The organism is Nonomuraea sp. NPDC050536 (assembly GCF_044457685.1).
Taxonomy (GTDB): Bacteria; Actinomycetota; Actinomycetes; order Streptosporangiales; family Streptosporangiaceae; genus Nonomuraea.
This window is the reverse complement of sequence record NZ_JBITHD010000017.1, coordinates 63,248-78,731: the sequence shown is the minus strand read 5'-3', so window position 1 is coordinate 78,731 and position 15,484 is coordinate 63,248. Positions and strand designations below refer to the sequence as shown.

General features: G+C 68.9%; 14 protein-coding genes. 11 read left to right on the top strand and 3 right to left on the bottom strand.

Annotation, left to right across the window (positions count from 1 at the left end; all coding sequences use genetic code 11):
* Window positions 1–645 carry a response regulator gene (locus ACIBHX_RS37500; RefSeq protein WP_397072189.1) on the top strand — a complete coding sequence of 215 codons (645 nt, stop codon included), beginning with the start codon at window positions 1–3 and terminating at the stop codon, window positions 643–645.
* Here ACIBHX_RS37500 and ACIBHX_RS37495 read toward each other — a convergent pair.
* Window positions 642–1,136, bottom strand: a complete 495-nt coding sequence (locus ACIBHX_RS37495; RefSeq protein ID WP_397072188.1) for an Lrp/AsnC family transcriptional regulator — start codon at window positions 1,134–1,136, stop codon at window positions 642–644. The genes ACIBHX_RS37500 and ACIBHX_RS37495 overlap by 4 nt on opposite strands.
* A gap of 274 nt (window positions 1,137–1,410) precedes the next feature.
* Between ACIBHX_RS37495 and ACIBHX_RS37490 the strand changes: the two genes are divergently transcribed.
* From ACIBHX_RS37490 to ACIBHX_RS37450, 9 genes are all read left to right on the top strand, one after another.
* Window positions 1,411–2,844, top strand: coding sequence for a gamma-aminobutyraldehyde dehydrogenase (locus ACIBHX_RS37490; RefSeq protein ID WP_397072187.1), 1,434 nt, complete (start codon window positions 1,411–1,413; stop codon window positions 2,842–2,844).
* A gap of 27 nt (window positions 2,845–2,871) precedes the next feature.
* Window positions 2,872–3,939 (top strand): ABC transporter ATP-binding protein, encoded by a 1,068-nt coding sequence (locus ACIBHX_RS37485; protein WP_397072186.1) that lies wholly within the window; start codon window positions 2,872–2,874, stop codon window positions 3,937–3,939.
* Between the two features lie 45 nt (window positions 3,940–3,984).
* Entirely contained in the window at window positions 3,985–5,181 is a 1,197-nt protein-coding gene (locus ACIBHX_RS37480) for a spermidine/putrescine ABC transporter substrate-binding protein (protein ID WP_397072185.1), read from the top strand.
* Between the two features lie 2 nt (window positions 5,182–5,183).
* The gene (locus ACIBHX_RS37475) at window positions 5,184–6,035 is read left to right on the top strand and encodes an ABC transporter permease (protein WP_397072184.1); all 852 of its coding nucleotides are present in this window, start codon (window positions 5,184–5,186) and stop codon (window positions 6,033–6,035) included.
* Window positions 6,032–6,814 (top strand): ABC transporter permease, encoded by a 783-nt coding sequence (locus tag ACIBHX_RS37470; protein WP_397072183.1) that lies wholly within the window; start codon window positions 6,032–6,034, stop codon window positions 6,812–6,814. The genes ACIBHX_RS37475 and ACIBHX_RS37470 overlap by 4 nt, the downstream gene beginning before the upstream one ends.
* Window positions 6,815–6,977: 163 nt before the next feature.
* A complete protein-coding gene (locus ACIBHX_RS37465; RefSeq protein ID WP_397072337.1) occupies window positions 6,978–8,372 on the top strand; it encodes an NAD(P)/FAD-dependent oxidoreductase in 1,395 nt (464 codons plus the stop codon).
* Between the two features lie 116 nt (window positions 8,373–8,488).
* Window positions 8,489–9,370 carry an alpha/beta hydrolase gene (locus tag ACIBHX_RS37460; protein ID WP_397072182.1) on the top strand — a complete coding sequence of 294 codons (882 nt, stop codon included), beginning with the start codon at window positions 8,489–8,491 and terminating at the stop codon, window positions 9,368–9,370.
* Window positions 9,371–9,378: 8 nt separating this feature from the next.
* A complete protein-coding gene (locus ACIBHX_RS37455; RefSeq protein WP_397072181.1) occupies window positions 9,379–10,323 on the top strand; it encodes a zinc-binding alcohol dehydrogenase family protein in 945 nt (314 codons plus the stop codon).
* Between the two features lie 182 nt (window positions 10,324–10,505).
* Complete coding sequence (locus ACIBHX_RS37450; protein ID WP_397072180.1) at window positions 10,506–11,411, top strand: serine hydrolase; 906 nt, start codon at window positions 10,506–10,508, stop codon at window positions 11,409–11,411.
* A gap of 177 nt (window positions 11,412–11,588) precedes the next feature.
* Here ACIBHX_RS37450 and ACIBHX_RS37445 read toward each other — a convergent pair whose 3' ends face one another.
* Window positions 11,589–12,518, bottom strand: coding sequence for a PEP/pyruvate-binding domain-containing protein (locus tag ACIBHX_RS37445; protein WP_397072179.1), 930 nt, complete (start codon window positions 12,516–12,518; stop codon window positions 11,589–11,591).
* A 190-nt stretch (window positions 12,519–12,708) separates the two neighbouring features.
* Here ACIBHX_RS37445 and ACIBHX_RS37440 point away from each other — a divergent pair, with 190 nt between their 5' ends.
* Complete coding sequence (locus ACIBHX_RS37440) at window positions 12,709–13,992, top strand: MFS transporter (RefSeq protein ID WP_397072178.1); 1,284 nt, start codon at window positions 12,709–12,711, stop codon at window positions 13,990–13,992.
* Here ACIBHX_RS37440 and ACIBHX_RS37435 read toward each other — a convergent pair.
* A complete protein-coding gene (locus tag ACIBHX_RS37435; protein WP_397072177.1) occupies window positions 13,964–15,466 on the bottom strand; it encodes an MFS transporter in 1,503 nt (500 codons plus the stop codon). The two genes, ACIBHX_RS37440 and ACIBHX_RS37435, sit on opposite strands and share 29 nt — an antisense overlap.
* Between the last annotated feature and the right edge of the window lie 18 nt (window positions 15,467–15,484).

Genomic DNA, 15,484 nt, shown 5'->3' with positions numbered 1-15,484 from the left:
GTGATCCGTGTGGTGGTGGTCGACGACGAGGCGATGGTGTGCCGCTTCCTGAGCACGATCCTGGGCGCCTCGGGCGACATCGAGGTTGTCGGCCAGGCGCACGACGGCGCGGCCGGGGTCGAGGAGGTCGTGCGGCAGCGGCCCGACGTGGTGCTCATGGACCTGCGCATGCCGGGCGTGGACGGGATCACCGCGATCGAGCGGCTCGGCAGGCTCCAGGATCCGCCGCCGATCGTGGTGCTGACCACGTTCGACGCCGACCAGTACGTGCTGCGCGCGCTGCGGGCCGGCGCATCGGGGTTCCTGGTCAAGTCCACGCCGCCGGAGGAACTGATCGGGCTGGTCAGGGTGGCGGCAGAGGGCCACACCGTACTGTCGCCGGCCGCCGCCCGCCGCCTCATCGCGGCCTCCGCCGACACGCACCCGGCCCGTGACAGGGCCAAGGAGCTGGTCGAGTCGCTGACCGAGCGGGAGGCCGAGGTCCTGGCGCTGCTCGGCGAGGGGCTGTCGAACGCCCAGATCGCGGCCCGGCTCTACCTGGCCGAGGCCACGATCAAGGGATACGTGTCACGCATGCTGGACAAGCTGGGCTGCGCCAACCGCACCCAGGCAGGGCTGATCGCCCATGACGCCGGGCTGGTCTAGCGGGTGCCCCAGGAGTAGGTCTGCTTGCGCAGCTTCAGGTAGACGAAGGATTCCGTGGCGCGCACGGCGGGGATTGCCCGGATTTTGCTGAGAATTTCCAACAGGTGGGCGTCGCCTTCACACACCACTTCGACGATCACGTCGAAGGAGCCCGCGGTCAGCACCACGTAGTCGATCTCCTCGATGGCCGCCAGCTCGTCGGCGACGGACTCCAGGTCGCCCTCGCAGTTCACACCGATCATCGCCTGGCGGGGGAAGCCCAGCGTGAGCGGGTCGGTGACGGCCACGATCTGCATCACCCCGGAGTCCTGCAGGCGCTGCACACGCTGGCGTACAGCGGCCTCCGACAGGCCGACGGCCTTGCCGATGGCCGCGTACGGCTTGCGACCGTCGCCCTGGAGCTGCTCGATGATCTGCTTGGAAAGATCGTCGAGAACGAACGCCGCGGGGGAGGCGTCATTGTTGCGGCGTACGCGCGGCGGCGTCGTCATTACGAGGGGACCTCCTGCTGGCTCCTGGTCCGGCGTTACGGGCACGTGCCCGCAGCATTGCCGTCCTGGTGCGACATGTTGTCAGTTCTGGGCGTCATGTCAAGCGAATTCGTAGCAATTTGATATCTTCACCACGAAATCCCTTGTCCTAGGGCCGTTGCTCTGTAAGAGTCGCGGCATCTCAGCCACCTCACCAGGAGGTCGTCTTGACCGAGCTCGTCGAGGTCAGAATCAAATATGTGACCTTGGCCATGGAGCCGACGAAGGAGGGCGCGTGACCACCCGTCTGCAGAACTTCATTAACGGTGAGTTCGTGGACGCCAAGAGCGGGCGTTACTCCGACGTCATCGACCCCTGCACGGGCGAGGCCTACCTTCAGGCCCCGATCTCCGGTGCGGAGGACGTGGACGCCGCCTACGCCGCCGCGGCAGCCGCGTTCGGGTCGTGGGGCCAGACCACGCCGGGCGAGCGGGCCAACCTGCTCCTCAAGGTCGCCGACGCCATCGACGCGCGAGCCGACGAGATCAACGAGGCGGAGTGCAGGAACACCGGCAAGCCGCGGGCCAGGATGGCCGAGGACGAGACGCCGCTCGCGGCCGACCACTTCCGCTTCTTCGCCGGCGCGGCCCGCACGCTCGAAGGGCCCACGTCAGGCGAGTTCCTCGCCGAGCACACCAGCGTCATCCGGCACGAGCCGGTCGGTGTCATCGGCCAGGTCACGCCCTGGAACTACCCGCTGATGATGGCGGTCTGGAAGATCGCTCCGGCGCTCGCCGCGGGTAACACGATCGTGCTCAAGCCGTCGGACACCACGCCGGCTTCCACGGTCAAGCTCGCCGAGATCGTCGGCAGCGTGCTCCCGCCCGGCGTCTTCAACGTCGTCACGGGCGACAGGGAGACCGGCGCCCTGGTCGTCGGCCACCCGACCGCCTCGATGGTGGCCATCACCGGCTCCGTCGGCGCGGGCATGGCGGTGGCCAAGACCGCGGCCGAGGACCTCAAGCGGGTGCACCTCGAGCTCGGCGGCAAGGCGCCCGTCGTGGTCTTCGAGGACGTCAAGGACCTGAAGAAGGCCGCCGGCGACATCGCCACCGCGGGGCTCTACAACGCCGGGCAGGACTGCACCGCCGCCTGCCGCGTGCTGGTCCAGGAGAGCGTGCACGACGAGTTCGTGGCCGCGCTCACCGAGGCCGCCGCGGGTACGGTGACCGGCGACCTGTCCGACGAGGACGCGCTGTACGGCCCGCTCAACAACGCCAACCAGCTCGCCCGCGTCCAGGGCTTCGTCGAGAGGACCCCGGCACACGCCAAGGTTCTCACCGGCGGCCACCAGGTCGGGGACAAAGGCTACTTCTTCGCCCCGACCATCATCGACGGTCTCAAGCAGGACGACGAGATGGTGCAGCACGAGGTCTTCGGGCCCGTCATCACCGTCCAGACGTTCAGCGACGAGGCCGACGCCCTGGCCAAGGCCAACGACGTGCAGTACGGGCTGAGCAGTTCGGTCTGGACGTCCGACCACGGCCGGGCCATGCGGATGTCGAACAAGCTCGACTTCGGCGTGGTCTGGGTGAACACGCACATCCCGTTCGTCAGCGAGATGCCGCACGGTGGCTTCAAGCACTCGGGATACGGAAAGGACCTCTCGGTGTTCGGTCTTCACGACTACACCAGGGTCAAGCACATTATGCACTTCATCGGCGAGTAGCAAAGATAAGTTGGGATAAGCCTGGATATGACCGATCTGTCTGCTATTGAACTAGAGGACGTCGTCAAGGAGTTCACCTCCCACGGCGAGGTCGTCCAGGCTGTCAAGGGCGTCACGCTCGACATAGCCGAGGGGGAGTTCTTCTCCCTCCTCGGCCCCTCCGGCTGCGGCAAGACCACGACCATGCGGATGATCGCCGGGTTCGAGGACCCCTCGCGTGGCCTGGTCAAGCTGCACGGGAAGGACGTCACCAACGTCCCGCCGAACAAGCGGGACGTGAACATGGTCTTCCAGTCCTACGCGCTGTTCCCGCACATGAACGTGTGGGACAACGTGGCGTTCGGACTCAAGCAGCGCAAGGTCGACTCCGCCGAGATCCAGCGGCGGGTCTCCGAGATGCTGGAGATCGTGGCCCTGACCGGGCGCGAGCGGCGCATGCCGCGCGAGATGTCCGGCGGCCAGCAGCAACGCGTCGCGCTGGCCAGGGCCCTGGTGAACAAGCCCAGGGCGCTGCTGCTCGACGAGCCGCTCGGCGCCCTGGACCTGAAACTGCGCCAGGCCATGCAGATCGAGCTCAAGCGCATTCAGCGCGAGGTCGGCATCACGTTCGTGTATGTCACGCACGACCAGGGCGAGGCCCTGACCATGAGCGACCGGATCGCCGTCATGAACGACGGCCTGGTCGAACAACTCGCCAACCCGCGAGAGATCTACGAGAAGCCCTCCACGGCGTTCGTGGCCGGCTTCATCGGCACCTCCAACCTTCTCGCCGGCACGGCCACGTCCGGCGTGCTGAAGATCGGCGGCGGCCGCGTTCTGGTCCCCGGCCGTGACGGTGACGTGACGGTCACCGTACGGCCAGAGAAGATCACCGTCTCCGCGGACGAACCCGACGGAGAGTTGAGTGCGGTGCCCGGCATCGTTTCCGAGCTGGTCTACCTGGGGACATATAACAGTTACACCGTTGCTCTGACCGACGGGGCCGAGATCACGGTGTTCCAGCAGAATGCGCACGACTCCACGATCACCGCGGAGCGGGGCGACTCCGTCTGGCTTTCGTGGCAGGCGCAGCATTCATACGTGATTGGAAGTTGACAGTCGCTCATGGACTTCAGGAATGACCCCGCCTTTCTGCGGGGAATGACGCAACCCCGGACTCGCCGCGACTTCTTCAAGGTCGCCGGCTTCTCGGCCGCCGGGCTCGCCCTGGCCGCCTGCGGAGTCCAGGGGCAGAAGGCGGCCCCGCCCAAGGCCGACGCGGTCAAGGACTATTGGGCCAAGCAGACGAAGCATGGGCACCTGGTCTTCGCCAACTGGCCGGAGTACATGCCCCAGGACCAGGCTCCGCTGAAGGAGTTCACCAAGAACACCGGCATCGCCGTGGAGTACAAGGAGGTCATCCAGGACAACGCCGAGTTCTTCGGCAAGTCCGACCCGGTGCTGCGCGCGGGCCAGTCGCTCGGCTACGACATCGTCGTCATGACCAACGGTGTTCAGCTCCAGCACATGCTGGACCTGGGCTACGTCGTCCCGCTCGACCCGTCGAAGATGCCGAACTTCTTCGCCAACGCCGGAGAGAAGTTCAAGAAGCGCATCTACGACCCGGGTAACAAATACACCATGCCCTACGCCTCCGGCGTCACGGGCATCGCGTGGAACACCAAGTACGTCACGGAAGACATCACCAGCATCCACTCGCTCTGGGACCCCAAGTACAAGGGCCGGGTCGGGATGATGGACGATCCCCAGGAGATCGCCAACTTCGGCATGTACGCCCTGGGCATCGACCCGGAGAGGTCGACCGAGGAGGACTGGAAGAAGGCAGGCGCCAAGCTCAAGGAGCAGCGCGACGCCGGCATGGTCCGCAAGTACTACCAGCAGAACTACATCGACGCGGTCTCCAAGGGCGACATCTGGCTGAGCATGGCCTGGTCGGGCGACGTCTTCCAGCGCCAGGTCGCGGGCGAGCCGGTCAAGTTCGTGGTGCCCCAGGAGGGCGGCACGATCTGGACCGACAACATGCTCATCCCGAAGGGCGCGGCCAACCCGCTCGACGCGATCACGCTGATGGACTACTTCTACCAGCCCGGGCCCGCCGCCGAGCTGGCCTCGTTCATCCAGTACGTCTCGCCCGTGCCGGGCGTCCAGGACGTGCTGAAGCAGCAGGCGGCCGCCACCACCAAGCCCGCCGACAAGAAGGCGCTGGAGGAGATGGTGAACAGTCCGCTGATGTTCCCGTCCGAGGCCGACTTCGCCAAGCTGCACGGCTACACCCGGCTGACCACGGCACAGGAGCAGGTGTTCAATCCGATCTTCCAGTCAGTGACCCAGGCATAGTGATGAAACGTCTCACCCCCTACCTGCTCGCGCTACCGAGCTGGATGTGGCTGGCGATATTCCTGGTGGTGCCGATGGTGGCGATGCTCTCGGTGTCGCTGCAGACAGGCAACGCCATCGACGGCTACGCCATGACCTTCAGCGTGAGCAACTACTCCCACGCCATCAGCCAGTTCAGCACCCAGTTTGTGCGTTCCTTCGTGTACGGCGGGCTGGCCACCGTGGCCATGCTCCTGATCGGGTACCCGGTGGCGTACTGGATCGCGTTCAAGGGCGGGGCACGCAAGTCGATGTACCTGTTCCTGCTGCTCCTGCCCTTCTTCGTGTCGTTCGTGCTGCGGACCATCTCCTGGGGGTTCATGCTCGCCGACGACGGCATCCTGCTGGGGCCGCTGAAGAGCTGGGGGCTGCTGCCGTCGGAGTTCCACGTGCTGGCCACCACGGTGGCCGTGGTGGGCGGGCTGACCTACAACTTCCTGCCGTTCATGATCCTGCCGATCTACGTGGCGCTGGAGCGGGTCGACCCGCGGGTGGTCGAGGCCGCCCAGGACCTGTACTGCACCCGCTTCGCCGCCTTCCGGCGGGTCGTGCTGCCGCTGTCGCTGCCCGGGGTGTTCGCCGGGGTGCTGATGACGTTCGTGCCGGCCACGGCCGACCCGGTCAACGCCCAGATCCTGGGCGGCACCTCCAACACGATGATCGGCAACATCATCCAGACCGAGTACCTGACGAACCTGAACTACCCGACCGCTGCGGCGCTGTCGTTCACGCTGATGGCCGTGCTGCTGCTGGGTATCTTCCTGTACGCCAGGGCGCTCGGCACCGAGAACGTCCTCGAGGCGGTAGCGCGATGAGGGGGGCCCTGCGCGGCAAGCTGCTGCACATCTACACCTGGCTGGTCATCATCTGGCTGTCGTCGCCGATCGCCGTGATGATCCTGTTCGGCTTCAACGACAAGAAGTCGAAGTCGAACACCAGCTGGCAGGGCTTCACGCTCAAGTGGTACCAGCAGCTCTTCGAGATCGACGGGCTCACCACGGCGCTGCGCAACTCGCTGGTGATCGCGGTGGTCGCCACCATCATCACGGTCGTGATCGGGACGATGCTGGGGCTGGCCGTCGGCCGGTACCGCTTCAGGGGGCACGGGACCACCAACTTCCTGGTGTTCGCCGCCATCTCCACGCCCGAGCTGGTCATGGGCGCCTCGTTGCTGTCGATGTTCGTCTCGGGCAACGTGCCGCGCGACTCCAGCACGATCATCATCGCGCACGTGCTGTTCTCGCTGTCGTTCGTGGTCGTGACCGTGCGGGCCCGGGTGATCACGCTCGACCCGGCGCTCGAGGAGGCCGCCAAGGACCTCGGGGCCAGCGCCTGGGGCACGTTCCGTCAGGTGACGCTGCCGTCGATCATGCCCGGCGTGGCGGCGGGCGCGATGCTGTCGTTCGCGCTGTCGATCGACGACTACGTGGTGACCAGCTTCGTCAACGGTTCCACCATGACGTTCCCGCTGTGGATCGTGGGCTCGGTGAAGACCGGCATCCCGCCGCAGGTCAACGTGATGGGGACGATTATCTTCGGAGTGGGGGTGCTGATCGCCGTCGCCAACGCGGTGATGGCGCGGCGCCGCTCCTGAGGCGTTCCGCCGAACCCCCCGCGTGCCGCGGGGGGTTCGGCCTTCTTTTACCAAGAACAGGGAGGCGAGATCGGATTTCGGCGGGGGGAACCCGTGCGCGATCACCCAATAACGATCCCGCAATTCGTTTTATAACTGGATATTTCGTAGGGAAGTGGGATTTGTGGATCCGCTGAAGGCTCTTGCTGATGCGGAGCGCAAGCCGTACTGGCTGGACAGTCTGGCCAGACCCGAGCCGCAGCCGCGGCTCATTGGACACACCACCGCCGACCTGGTCGTCGTCGGCGGCGGATTCTCGGGCCTGTGGACGGCCCTGATGGCCAAGGAACGCGACCCGTCGCTGGACGTGGTGCTGCTGGAAGGGCGCAGGATCGGCTGGGCCGCGAGCGGCCGCAACGGCGGGTTCTGCATGGCGACGCTCACCCACGGGCTGCCCAACGGCCTGGAGCGCTGGCCGGAGGAGATCGACACGCTCGAGCGCATGGGCGTGGAGAACCTCGACGAGATCGAGCGGACCGTGCGGCGTTACGGCATCGACTGCTCCTTCGAGCGCACCGGCGAGCTCAGCGTCGCCACCGAGCAGTGGCAGCTCGACGGGCTCACCGAGTTCCAGGACGTGATCGAGGAACACGGGCTCGACTACGAGTTCCTCGACAGGGACCAGGTGCGTGCGCAGGTCGACTCGCCCACCTACCTGGGCGGGCTGTGGGACAGGGCCGGCGGCGCCATGGTCGACCCGGCACGGCTGGCCTGGGGGTTGCGGGAGGCGTGCCTGTCGCTCGGCGTGCGCATCCACGAGCGCAGCCCGGTGCGTTCCATGCATGACGACGGCACCTCGCTGACGCTGCAGACCCCGCACGGGTCAGCCACGGGGGCCCGGGTGGCGCTGGCCACCGGGGTGTTCCCGCCGCTGCTGCGCAGGCTCAAGCACTTCGTGGTGCCCGTCTACGACTACGCGCTGATGACCGAGCCGCTGGCGCCTGCCCAGATGGAGGCCATCGGGTGGCGCAACCGGCAGGGGATCGGCGACGCGGCCAACCAGTTCCACTACTACCGGCTGACCGACGACAACCGGATCCTGTGGGGCGGCTACGACGCCGTGTACTACAACGGCGGCTTCATCAAGCCGGAGTACGACCAGCGCGACGCCACCTTCGTCAAGCTGGCCGGGCACTTCTACGACACCTTCCCGCAGCTGTCGGAGGTCCGCTTCACGCACCGGTGGGGCGGCGTCATCGACACCTGCAGCCGCTTCAGCGCCTTCTTCGGTCAGGCGCACGGTGGGCGGCTGGCCTACGCGGTCGGCTACACGGGCATGGGCGTCGGGGCGACCAGGTTCGGCGCCAACGTCATGCTCGACCTGCTGTCCGGTGAGTCCACGGCGCGCACGCAGCTGCGGATGGTCCGGGAGAAGCCCGTCCCGTTCCCGCCCGAGCCGCTGCGGTCGGGGGTGATCCAGTTCACCCGCTGGTCGATCGCCCAGGCCGACCAGCACGAGGGGCGGCGCAACCTCTGGCTGCGCACGCTCGACCGGATGGGTCTCGGGTTCGACTCCTGACGATCCGCCTGGTGGGCGGGTCCCGTGGGATCCGCCCACCCGCATCACGGTGGGAATAGGCGTCGGCGGTTTCGCGCTTGCTCTGGTGATCACTCCGGCGTTGGGAGAATGGTCACATGAGAGTGGAGTTCGGCGACGGGCTCGTGGGTGAGCTGCGGGTGCCGGAAGGTGACGGCGCCTCTGCCGGGCTGGTGTTCACCGGGCCGTTCACGGGCGTGCGGCAGCAGGTCACAGGGCTGTACGCGGAGCGGCTTGCCGGGCACGGGTTCGCCACGCTGGCCTTCGACCATCGCAACTGGGGCGAGTCGGCGGGGGAGCCGCGCTGTCATGAGGATCCCCAGGGCAAGCTGCGCGACCTGCGGCAGGCCGTATCGTTCCTGCGCTCCAGGCCGGAGGTGGACCGGGATCGTATTGGCGCGGTGGGCATCTGCCTCGGCGCTGGATACGCCCTGAAATTTGCAGCTTTCGACCCACGGGTGCGGGCGTTCGCCGGCATCGCCGGCGCGTACAACAACCCCTACACGATGCGATCGGGCATGGACTACCAGGCCGTGCTCGGTGACTTCGCCAGGATCCTGGAGGACCAGGATCTGGGCGGGCCGGTGGAGTACCTGCCCGCCGTCGCCGCCCCGGGCTCGGGCGAGGCCGCGATGCCGGGCGAGGAGCCGTACGCCTACTACGGCACCGCGCGCGGGGCCACCGCCACCTGGCGCAACGAGGTGACCAGGGGCAGCATTCGCGAGCTCGTCACGGTCGACAACATGATGGGCGCCGACTTCCTGTCGCCCAAGCCCGCCCTGGTCGTGCACGGGGTGGTCGACGCCTACTGCTCGCCGGAAGGCGCGGAGGAGGCCTACCGCCGCCTCGACCAGCCCAAACGGCTCCTCTGGCTGGACGCCAAGCAACACGTCGACCTCTACGACCGCGAGCCGTACGTCACTCAGGCGGTCGAGGCGACCGCCGACTTCATGAGGGAGAACCTGGGTAATCCCTCCTAGGGGGAATCATGCGTGCTGTCCAGTTTGCTCGTTTCGGCGACCCGGAAGTGCTCGAGGAGGTCGAGCTGCCCGACCCGGTGGTGGGGCCCGGCCAGCTGCTCGTCGACGTCGAGGCGGCGGGCATCAACTTCGCCGACGTCCGGCAGATCGCGGGGCTGTACTCGCCGCCCAAGGACCTGCCGTACATCCCCGGCTCGGAGGTGGTCGGGCGGACCCATGACGGGCGGCGGGTGATGGGGTTCACCGCCAACGGGTACGCCTCCAGGGCCGTGCTGTCCGAGCGTGACACCGTCTGGCTGCCCGAGACGCTGGGCGGCGGGGCCGCGCTCGCGCTGCTCGTGCAGGGGCTGACCGCCTGGCACCTGCTGCGCTCCTCGGCCCGGCTGCGCGAGGGGGAGACTGTCGTGGTCAACTCGGCCGCCGGCGGCGTGGGCAGCCTGGCGATCCAGTTGGCCAAGGAGTTCGGCGCCGGGCGCGTCATCGGCACCGCCTCGACCGAGGACAAGCAGGCGCTCGTCACCTCGCTGGGGGCCGACGTCGCGGTGGACGGCAGGGTCGACGGGTACGCCGAACGCATCATCGAGGCCAACGACGGCCGGGCGGCGGACATCATCCTGGACGCCGTCGGCGGGCTCGTCTTCGACGCGGCGCTCGGCGCGCTCACCACCTTCGGCCGCCTCATCAGCTACGGATCGTCGTCCGGGCAGGCCGCCCAGCCCGTCGAGCCCGGCCGGCTCACGGCGCTCAACATCGGCGTGGCCGGCTTCTGGCTCCGGCCGCTGCTCGCCGAGGGCGGGGTCGACGGGCCGCCCATGCAGGAACTGCTGTCGCTCACGGCCTCCGGCCGTCTCCGCCCGCTCGTCGGCGGCGAGTACCCGCTCTCCCAGGCCGCCAAGGCCCTGACCGACCTCGCCTCCCGCCGCACCGTCGGCAAACTCGTCCTGGTTCCCTGATCTCCTCGGGTACGCCTGGGGAGATCTCGGCGTGTGATCTTCTCGGTACGCCCGCCGTACCTGGGGAAGTCTTGGCGTGTGATCTTCTCGGGTACGCCTCGGGGAATCTTGGTGTGTGATGTGGGGATCTTCTGGGCAGGAGATCATCCGAACCCCCCGGTGAAGATCGCGGGGGTGGCGCGGTGCGCGCGAGGTGGTGGGCGGGGGCGGCGACCCTGGTCGTGGTGTCCGGATGCGGGACCGAGCGGGTGCTCGACATCCCGTCGGCCGTGCAGGAGCCCAAGGTCCCGGACTGTGTACTGAAATATCGGGATCGCGCCGGCGAGGCGCTGGCCCGCACCCGCCTGATACGCGAGATCGACCGCTACCTGGCAGGCCAGCCAGGGCGCATCGCCTACAGCGCGCACGACCTGGTCACCGGGATCACGCTGGGATACCGCGAGCACGAAGGCCGCATGATCACCGCCAGCGGCGCCAAGGTCGACATCCTGACCGCGCTGCTGCTGCGGCGGGGCAAGCTCGGCGCCGACGAGCACGACCTGGCCACTCGCATGATCAGGGACAGCGACAACTCGGCCGCCGACGCGCTCTGGAGCCGGGTCGGCGCCGCGTACGGCATGAGCCGGTTCTACCGCCAGGTGGGCCTGCGCCAGACCGAGCCGGGGCCGAGCCGCTACTGGGGCGGCACGAACACCAGCCCCGCCGACCGCGTACGGCTGCTGCGCCTGCTGGTCAAGGGCGGCCACGGCCTGAGGCGCGCCGACCGGGACATGGTGCTCGGCCTGATGGGCCGCGTCCAGCCGGACCAGGTCTGGGGCATCAGCGCCGCCGCCCGTCCCGGTGACCGCATCGCGCTCAAGAACGGCTGGACGCCGCGCCCCTTCGAGCACAACACCTGGGCACTCACCAGCTACGGCCGCATCACGGGCCCCGGCAGGGACCTCCTCCTGTCGATCCAGACGGATCTCCAACCGGGCGAGGTCACGGGCATCCAGGCCATCGAAGGTCTCGCCAAACTCATCGGCTACCGCCTGTCGACCCTCCGCCAGTCCAAGGGCCGCCCCTGCGCCGGCACTCCCTACGCCTGATCCGGCCTATGACGGCAACCCGCTCCACCAGCAGCCCACCGGCGGAGAACGCCTGGAGGCAGTGGAACGGGGATGGAACGCCGTAAGAGTGGCGTGGCGCCCCGATGCAGACCCCCTCGGGGCGCCACGGCCGACAACTCCCGGACGATCCAGGTGCCTACCCGGGGGATCACGAGCTCACTGGATGACCGTGCCCGAGGTCCCGTCGACCGTGATGGTCTGGCCGGAGGCGATGGAGTCGGTGGCCCGTGGCACGCCCACGACGGCGGGGATGCCGTACTCGCGCGCCACCACCGCCCCGTGCGAGTTGGCGCCGCCCATCTCCATCACCAGGCCGCCCGCCGTGAGGAACAGAGGCGTCCAGCCGGGATCCGTCGACGGGCAGACGAGGATCTCGTCGCCGTTGACGTGCTCGACACCGCCGCCGGGCAGCGAACGTACGGCCAGCCGCTTGTCACCCAGGTGGCGCGCCAGGATCCTGCCTGAGTCGAGGTCCACCTCGAAGTGATCGGGGTTGACCGCGCCCGACACGACCGCCTCGCCCAGCCCAGGGGCGGCGTCGATGACGGCACGACGGCGGGTGCCGGTGACCGGGTTCGCGGTGAACATCACGCCCGCGGTCTCCGACTGGACCATCCGCTGCACGACCACGGCCAGGCTCACGGTGCGGTGGTCGATGCCGTTGGACGCCCGGTAGGCGTAGGCGCGGTCGGTCCAGAGCGAGGCCCAGCACCTGCGGACCGCGTCGAGTACCTCGGCGGGGCCGATCACGTTCAGGTAGGTGTCCTGCTGTCCGGCGAAGCTGGCGTCGGGCAGGTCCTCGGCCGTCGCCGACGACCGCACCGCGACGGGTGCGCCGTCGAGCTCGGCGGTGATCGCCGTCTTCAGCGCCTCGGGGATCTCCGTCTCGAGGATCTGCTTGCGGGCGGTCGCCGCGTCCGTCACGTCGATGCCGTGGGCGACCATGCGGTAGGCGTCGGTCGCCACGCAGAAGCCGTCGGGCACCGGCAGCCCGGCCCGGGTGAGAACGCCGAGGTTGGCCGCCTTGCCGCCAACACGATCGAGCATCGAACCATCGATGTCCGCGAATTTCAGGATCACATCCATGACCGCCTCCTGAACCTCACGGTAAATCTCAACAGCGTTGAAGTCAACATGCGATGAATTCACTGAGCCCTGAACGCGTAGTTGTTGGAATTTCCAGCCGTATGATCGTGTTTGTCCTAATTGATTGACCGCTCGGCGGCCGACCTCATCCCCTGTCGGTATCACCCCGGTCGAAGCCCACCACGACGGTGTGCTCCTCCGGGAGGGCTCCGTCCTGACCTGGACGGAGACCATGAAGTCCTACCTCGACGTGCTCGCCACCCCCGGCGCCTGGCGTTTCCTCGTGCCCGCCCTGGTGGCTCGCCTGCCGTACGCGATGATGCAGCTGGGCGTGCTCCTGCTCGTCCAGTGGTCTACCGGCTCGTACGGCGCGGCCGGGATGGCCGCCGCGGCGGCCGCCGTGTCGCAGGCGCTGGTCGGCCCGCAGACCGGGCGGCTGGCCGACCGCTACGGGCAGGCGAGAGTGCTGCTGCCCCAGGTGGCGCTGCACGGGCTCGCGCTCGGCACGCTGCTCGCGCTGGCCGCCGCCCACGCCCCCGTGCCGTGGCTGGCGATCACCGCCGCGCTGGCCGGGGCGTCGGTGCCGCAGGTGGGCGCGATGGTCAGGGCTCGCTGGGCGCACCGGCTGGGCGGCACGGGCAGGCTGAACACCGCCTTCGCGGTCGAGTCGATCACCGACGAGCTGACGTTCACGCTGGCGCCCGTGCTGCTGGTGGCGCTGTCGACCGGGTTCTCTCCTGTGGTGGCGCTGCTGGCCGCGCTCACTCTGATCGTCGTGGGTACCGTGCTGTTCGCCACGGTACGGACCGCGATGCCCGAGCCGATGCCGGTCAGGATGCGCTCGGCCGGCGGAGTACTGCGGGTGCGCGGCGTGGCGGTGCTGGCGGGAGCGTTCCTGGCGATGGGCTCGGTGTTCGGCAGCCTGCAGGTCGGGATCACCTCGCTGACCACGGCGCTGGGCACGCCCGCCTCCGCGGGTCCGATCTACGGCACGTTCTCGGCGGCCAGCGTGCTGGGCGGGCTGCTCTACGGCGCCGTCCGCTGGCGGGTGGCGGCCCGGTCGCGGCTGGTGGCCGGGCTGGCGCTGCTGGCCGTCGCGACCAGCGCGCTCACCCTCGCGGGCTCGATCCCCGTCCTGTACGGCACGGCCGCCCTGGCGGGCCTGGTGATCGCCCCCGTGGTGATCACCGGGTACACCATCATCGACCGGCTGGTCCCCGCCGACGTCAGGACCGAGTCGTTCACCTGGCTCAACGGCGCGATCGGGCTCGGCATCGCCGCCGGCGCGTCGCTGGCCGGGCAGCTCGTCGACCACGCAGGCCCGTCGCTGGCCTTCGTCGTGCCGCCCATCACGACCGGCCTGGCCGCGCTGCTGGTGCTCACCCGCATCAGGAGCCTGCGCCCCCTGCCCGACGAGCCCACCGTGATCACCAGCGAGAGCGCCCTCAGTGGGTCAGGACCTCTTCCTGGATGACCTTCGGCACCCCGCGCAGCCCGGCCAGCGCCAGCACCGCCACGACAAGCAGCACCGTGCCGGTGGTGAACCCGGTGACGTGCACGCCCTGCACGAACGCGGTGCGCGCGGCATCGACCAGCTGGGCGCCCTGCCCGGCGGGCAGCCGAGCGGCCGTGGTGAGCGCCCCGGCGATCGACTCGCGGGCGGCGTCCCCCGGCACCCCCGGCGGCAGCACGAGGTTGTCGCGGTAGGTGGTGGTCAGCACCGTGCCGAGGATCGCGATGCCCAGCGCGCCGCCCAGCTCGAAGGCGGTCTCCGAGATCGCCGCCGCCGCGCCCGCTCGGTCGCGCGGAGCGGTGGCCAGCACGTTGTCGTTGTTGACGGTGAAGGTGAGGCCGATGCCCATGCCGCCCACCACCATCGCCACCAGCAGCGCCGGGTAGCTCAGCTGCTGGCCGAGCGTGCCGTAGAAGAAGAACGAGCCCGCGGTCATGGTGAGCCCGAGCGCCACCACCCCGTTCCTGCCGAGCACCCGGATCAGCCGGCCGGCCAGGATCCCGCCCGCGGCACCGCTCAGCCCGCCCGGCAGCCCGGCCAGTCCGGCCTGCAGCGGCGACCAGCCCAGCACGAGCTGGAAGTACCAGGCGAAGAACAGCGACATCGCGGTCATCGCGAAGATCGCCAGCAGGTTCGTCGTGATCGAGGCGGTGAACGCCCTGCGGCGGAACAGCCGCACGTCGATCAGCGGCTCGGGCAGCCTGGCCTGCCGTACGCAGAAGACCACCAGCGCGGCCACCCCGAGCGCCCCCGGCACCAGCACGTCGAACCGGGCGAGGCCGTCGTGGGCGGCCTCCTTGATCGCGTAGATGACCGCCACCACGCCCGCGAACGACAGCGCCACGCTGGGCAGGTCGATGCGTCCGGGGGCGGGGTCGCGTGATTCCGGCAGCACGAGCTGGCCGCCGACCAGCACGACCGCCATGACCGGCAGGTTGATCAGGAACACCGAACCCCACCAGAAGTGGTCGAGCAGCAGCCCGCCGATCACCGGCCCGATAGCGAACCCGGCGGCGCTCATCCCGCTCCACACGCCGATCGCCGCGGTCCGCTCGGCGGGATCGGTGAAGACGTTCCTGATGATCGACAGCGTGGACGGCATGATCGTGGCCGCCGCCACGCCGAGCAGCGCCCGCGCCGCGATCAGGAGCTCGGGGCTGGGCGCGTAGGCGGTCACGGCGGAGGCGGCGCCGAACGCCGCGGCACCCATCAGCAGCAGCCGCTTGCGCCCGATCCTGTCGCTCAGGTTGCCCATCGTCACCAGCAGCCCGGCCAGCGCGAACCCGTAGACGTCGCCGATCCACAGCAGCTGCGTGGAGGTCGCGCCCAGGTCGCCGACCAGCCGGGGCAGCGCCAGGTGCAGCACGGTCATGTCCAGTGACAGCAGCAGCGTGGCCAGGCACGCGATGGCCAGGCAGGCCCATTTTCTCGTCATGCGGGCCAGCCTCGGCCC

What these genes read in the sequence shown, in the direction of transcription:
- ACIBHX_RS37495 (WP_397072188.1), bottom strand. Translation starts at nt 1,136, where the DNA reads ATGACGACGCCGCCGCGCGTACGCCGCAACAATGACGCCTCCCCCGCG.
- ACIBHX_RS37485 (WP_397072186.1), top strand. Translation starts at nt 2,872, where the DNA reads ATGACCGATCTGTCTGCTATTGAACTAGAGGACGTCGTCAAGGAGTTC.
- ACIBHX_RS37480 (WP_397072185.1), top strand. Translation starts at nt 3,985, where the DNA reads ATGACGCAACCCCGGACTCGCCGCGACTTCTTCAAGGTCGCCGGCTTC.
- ACIBHX_RS37475 (WP_397072184.1), top strand. Translation starts at nt 5,184, where the DNA reads ATGAAACGTCTCACCCCCTACCTGCTCGCGCTACCGAGCTGGATGTGG.
- ACIBHX_RS37470 (WP_397072183.1), top strand. Translation starts at nt 6,032, where the DNA reads ATGAGGGGGGCCCTGCGCGGCAAGCTGCTGCACATCTACACCTGGCTG.
- ACIBHX_RS37460 (WP_397072182.1), top strand. Translation starts at nt 8,489, where the DNA reads ATGAGAGTGGAGTTCGGCGACGGGCTCGTGGGTGAGCTGCGGGTGCCG.
- ACIBHX_RS37455 (WP_397072181.1), top strand. Translation starts at nt 9,379, where the DNA reads ATGCGTGCTGTCCAGTTTGCTCGTTTCGGCGACCCGGAAGTGCTCGAG.
- ACIBHX_RS37445 (WP_397072179.1), bottom strand. Translation starts at nt 12,518, where the DNA reads ATGGATGTGATCCTGAAATTCGCGGACATCGATGGTTCGATGCTCGAT.
- ACIBHX_RS37435 (WP_397072177.1), bottom strand. Translation starts at nt 15,466, where the DNA reads ATGACGAGAAAATGGGCCTGCCTGGCCATCGCGTGCCTGGCCACGCTG.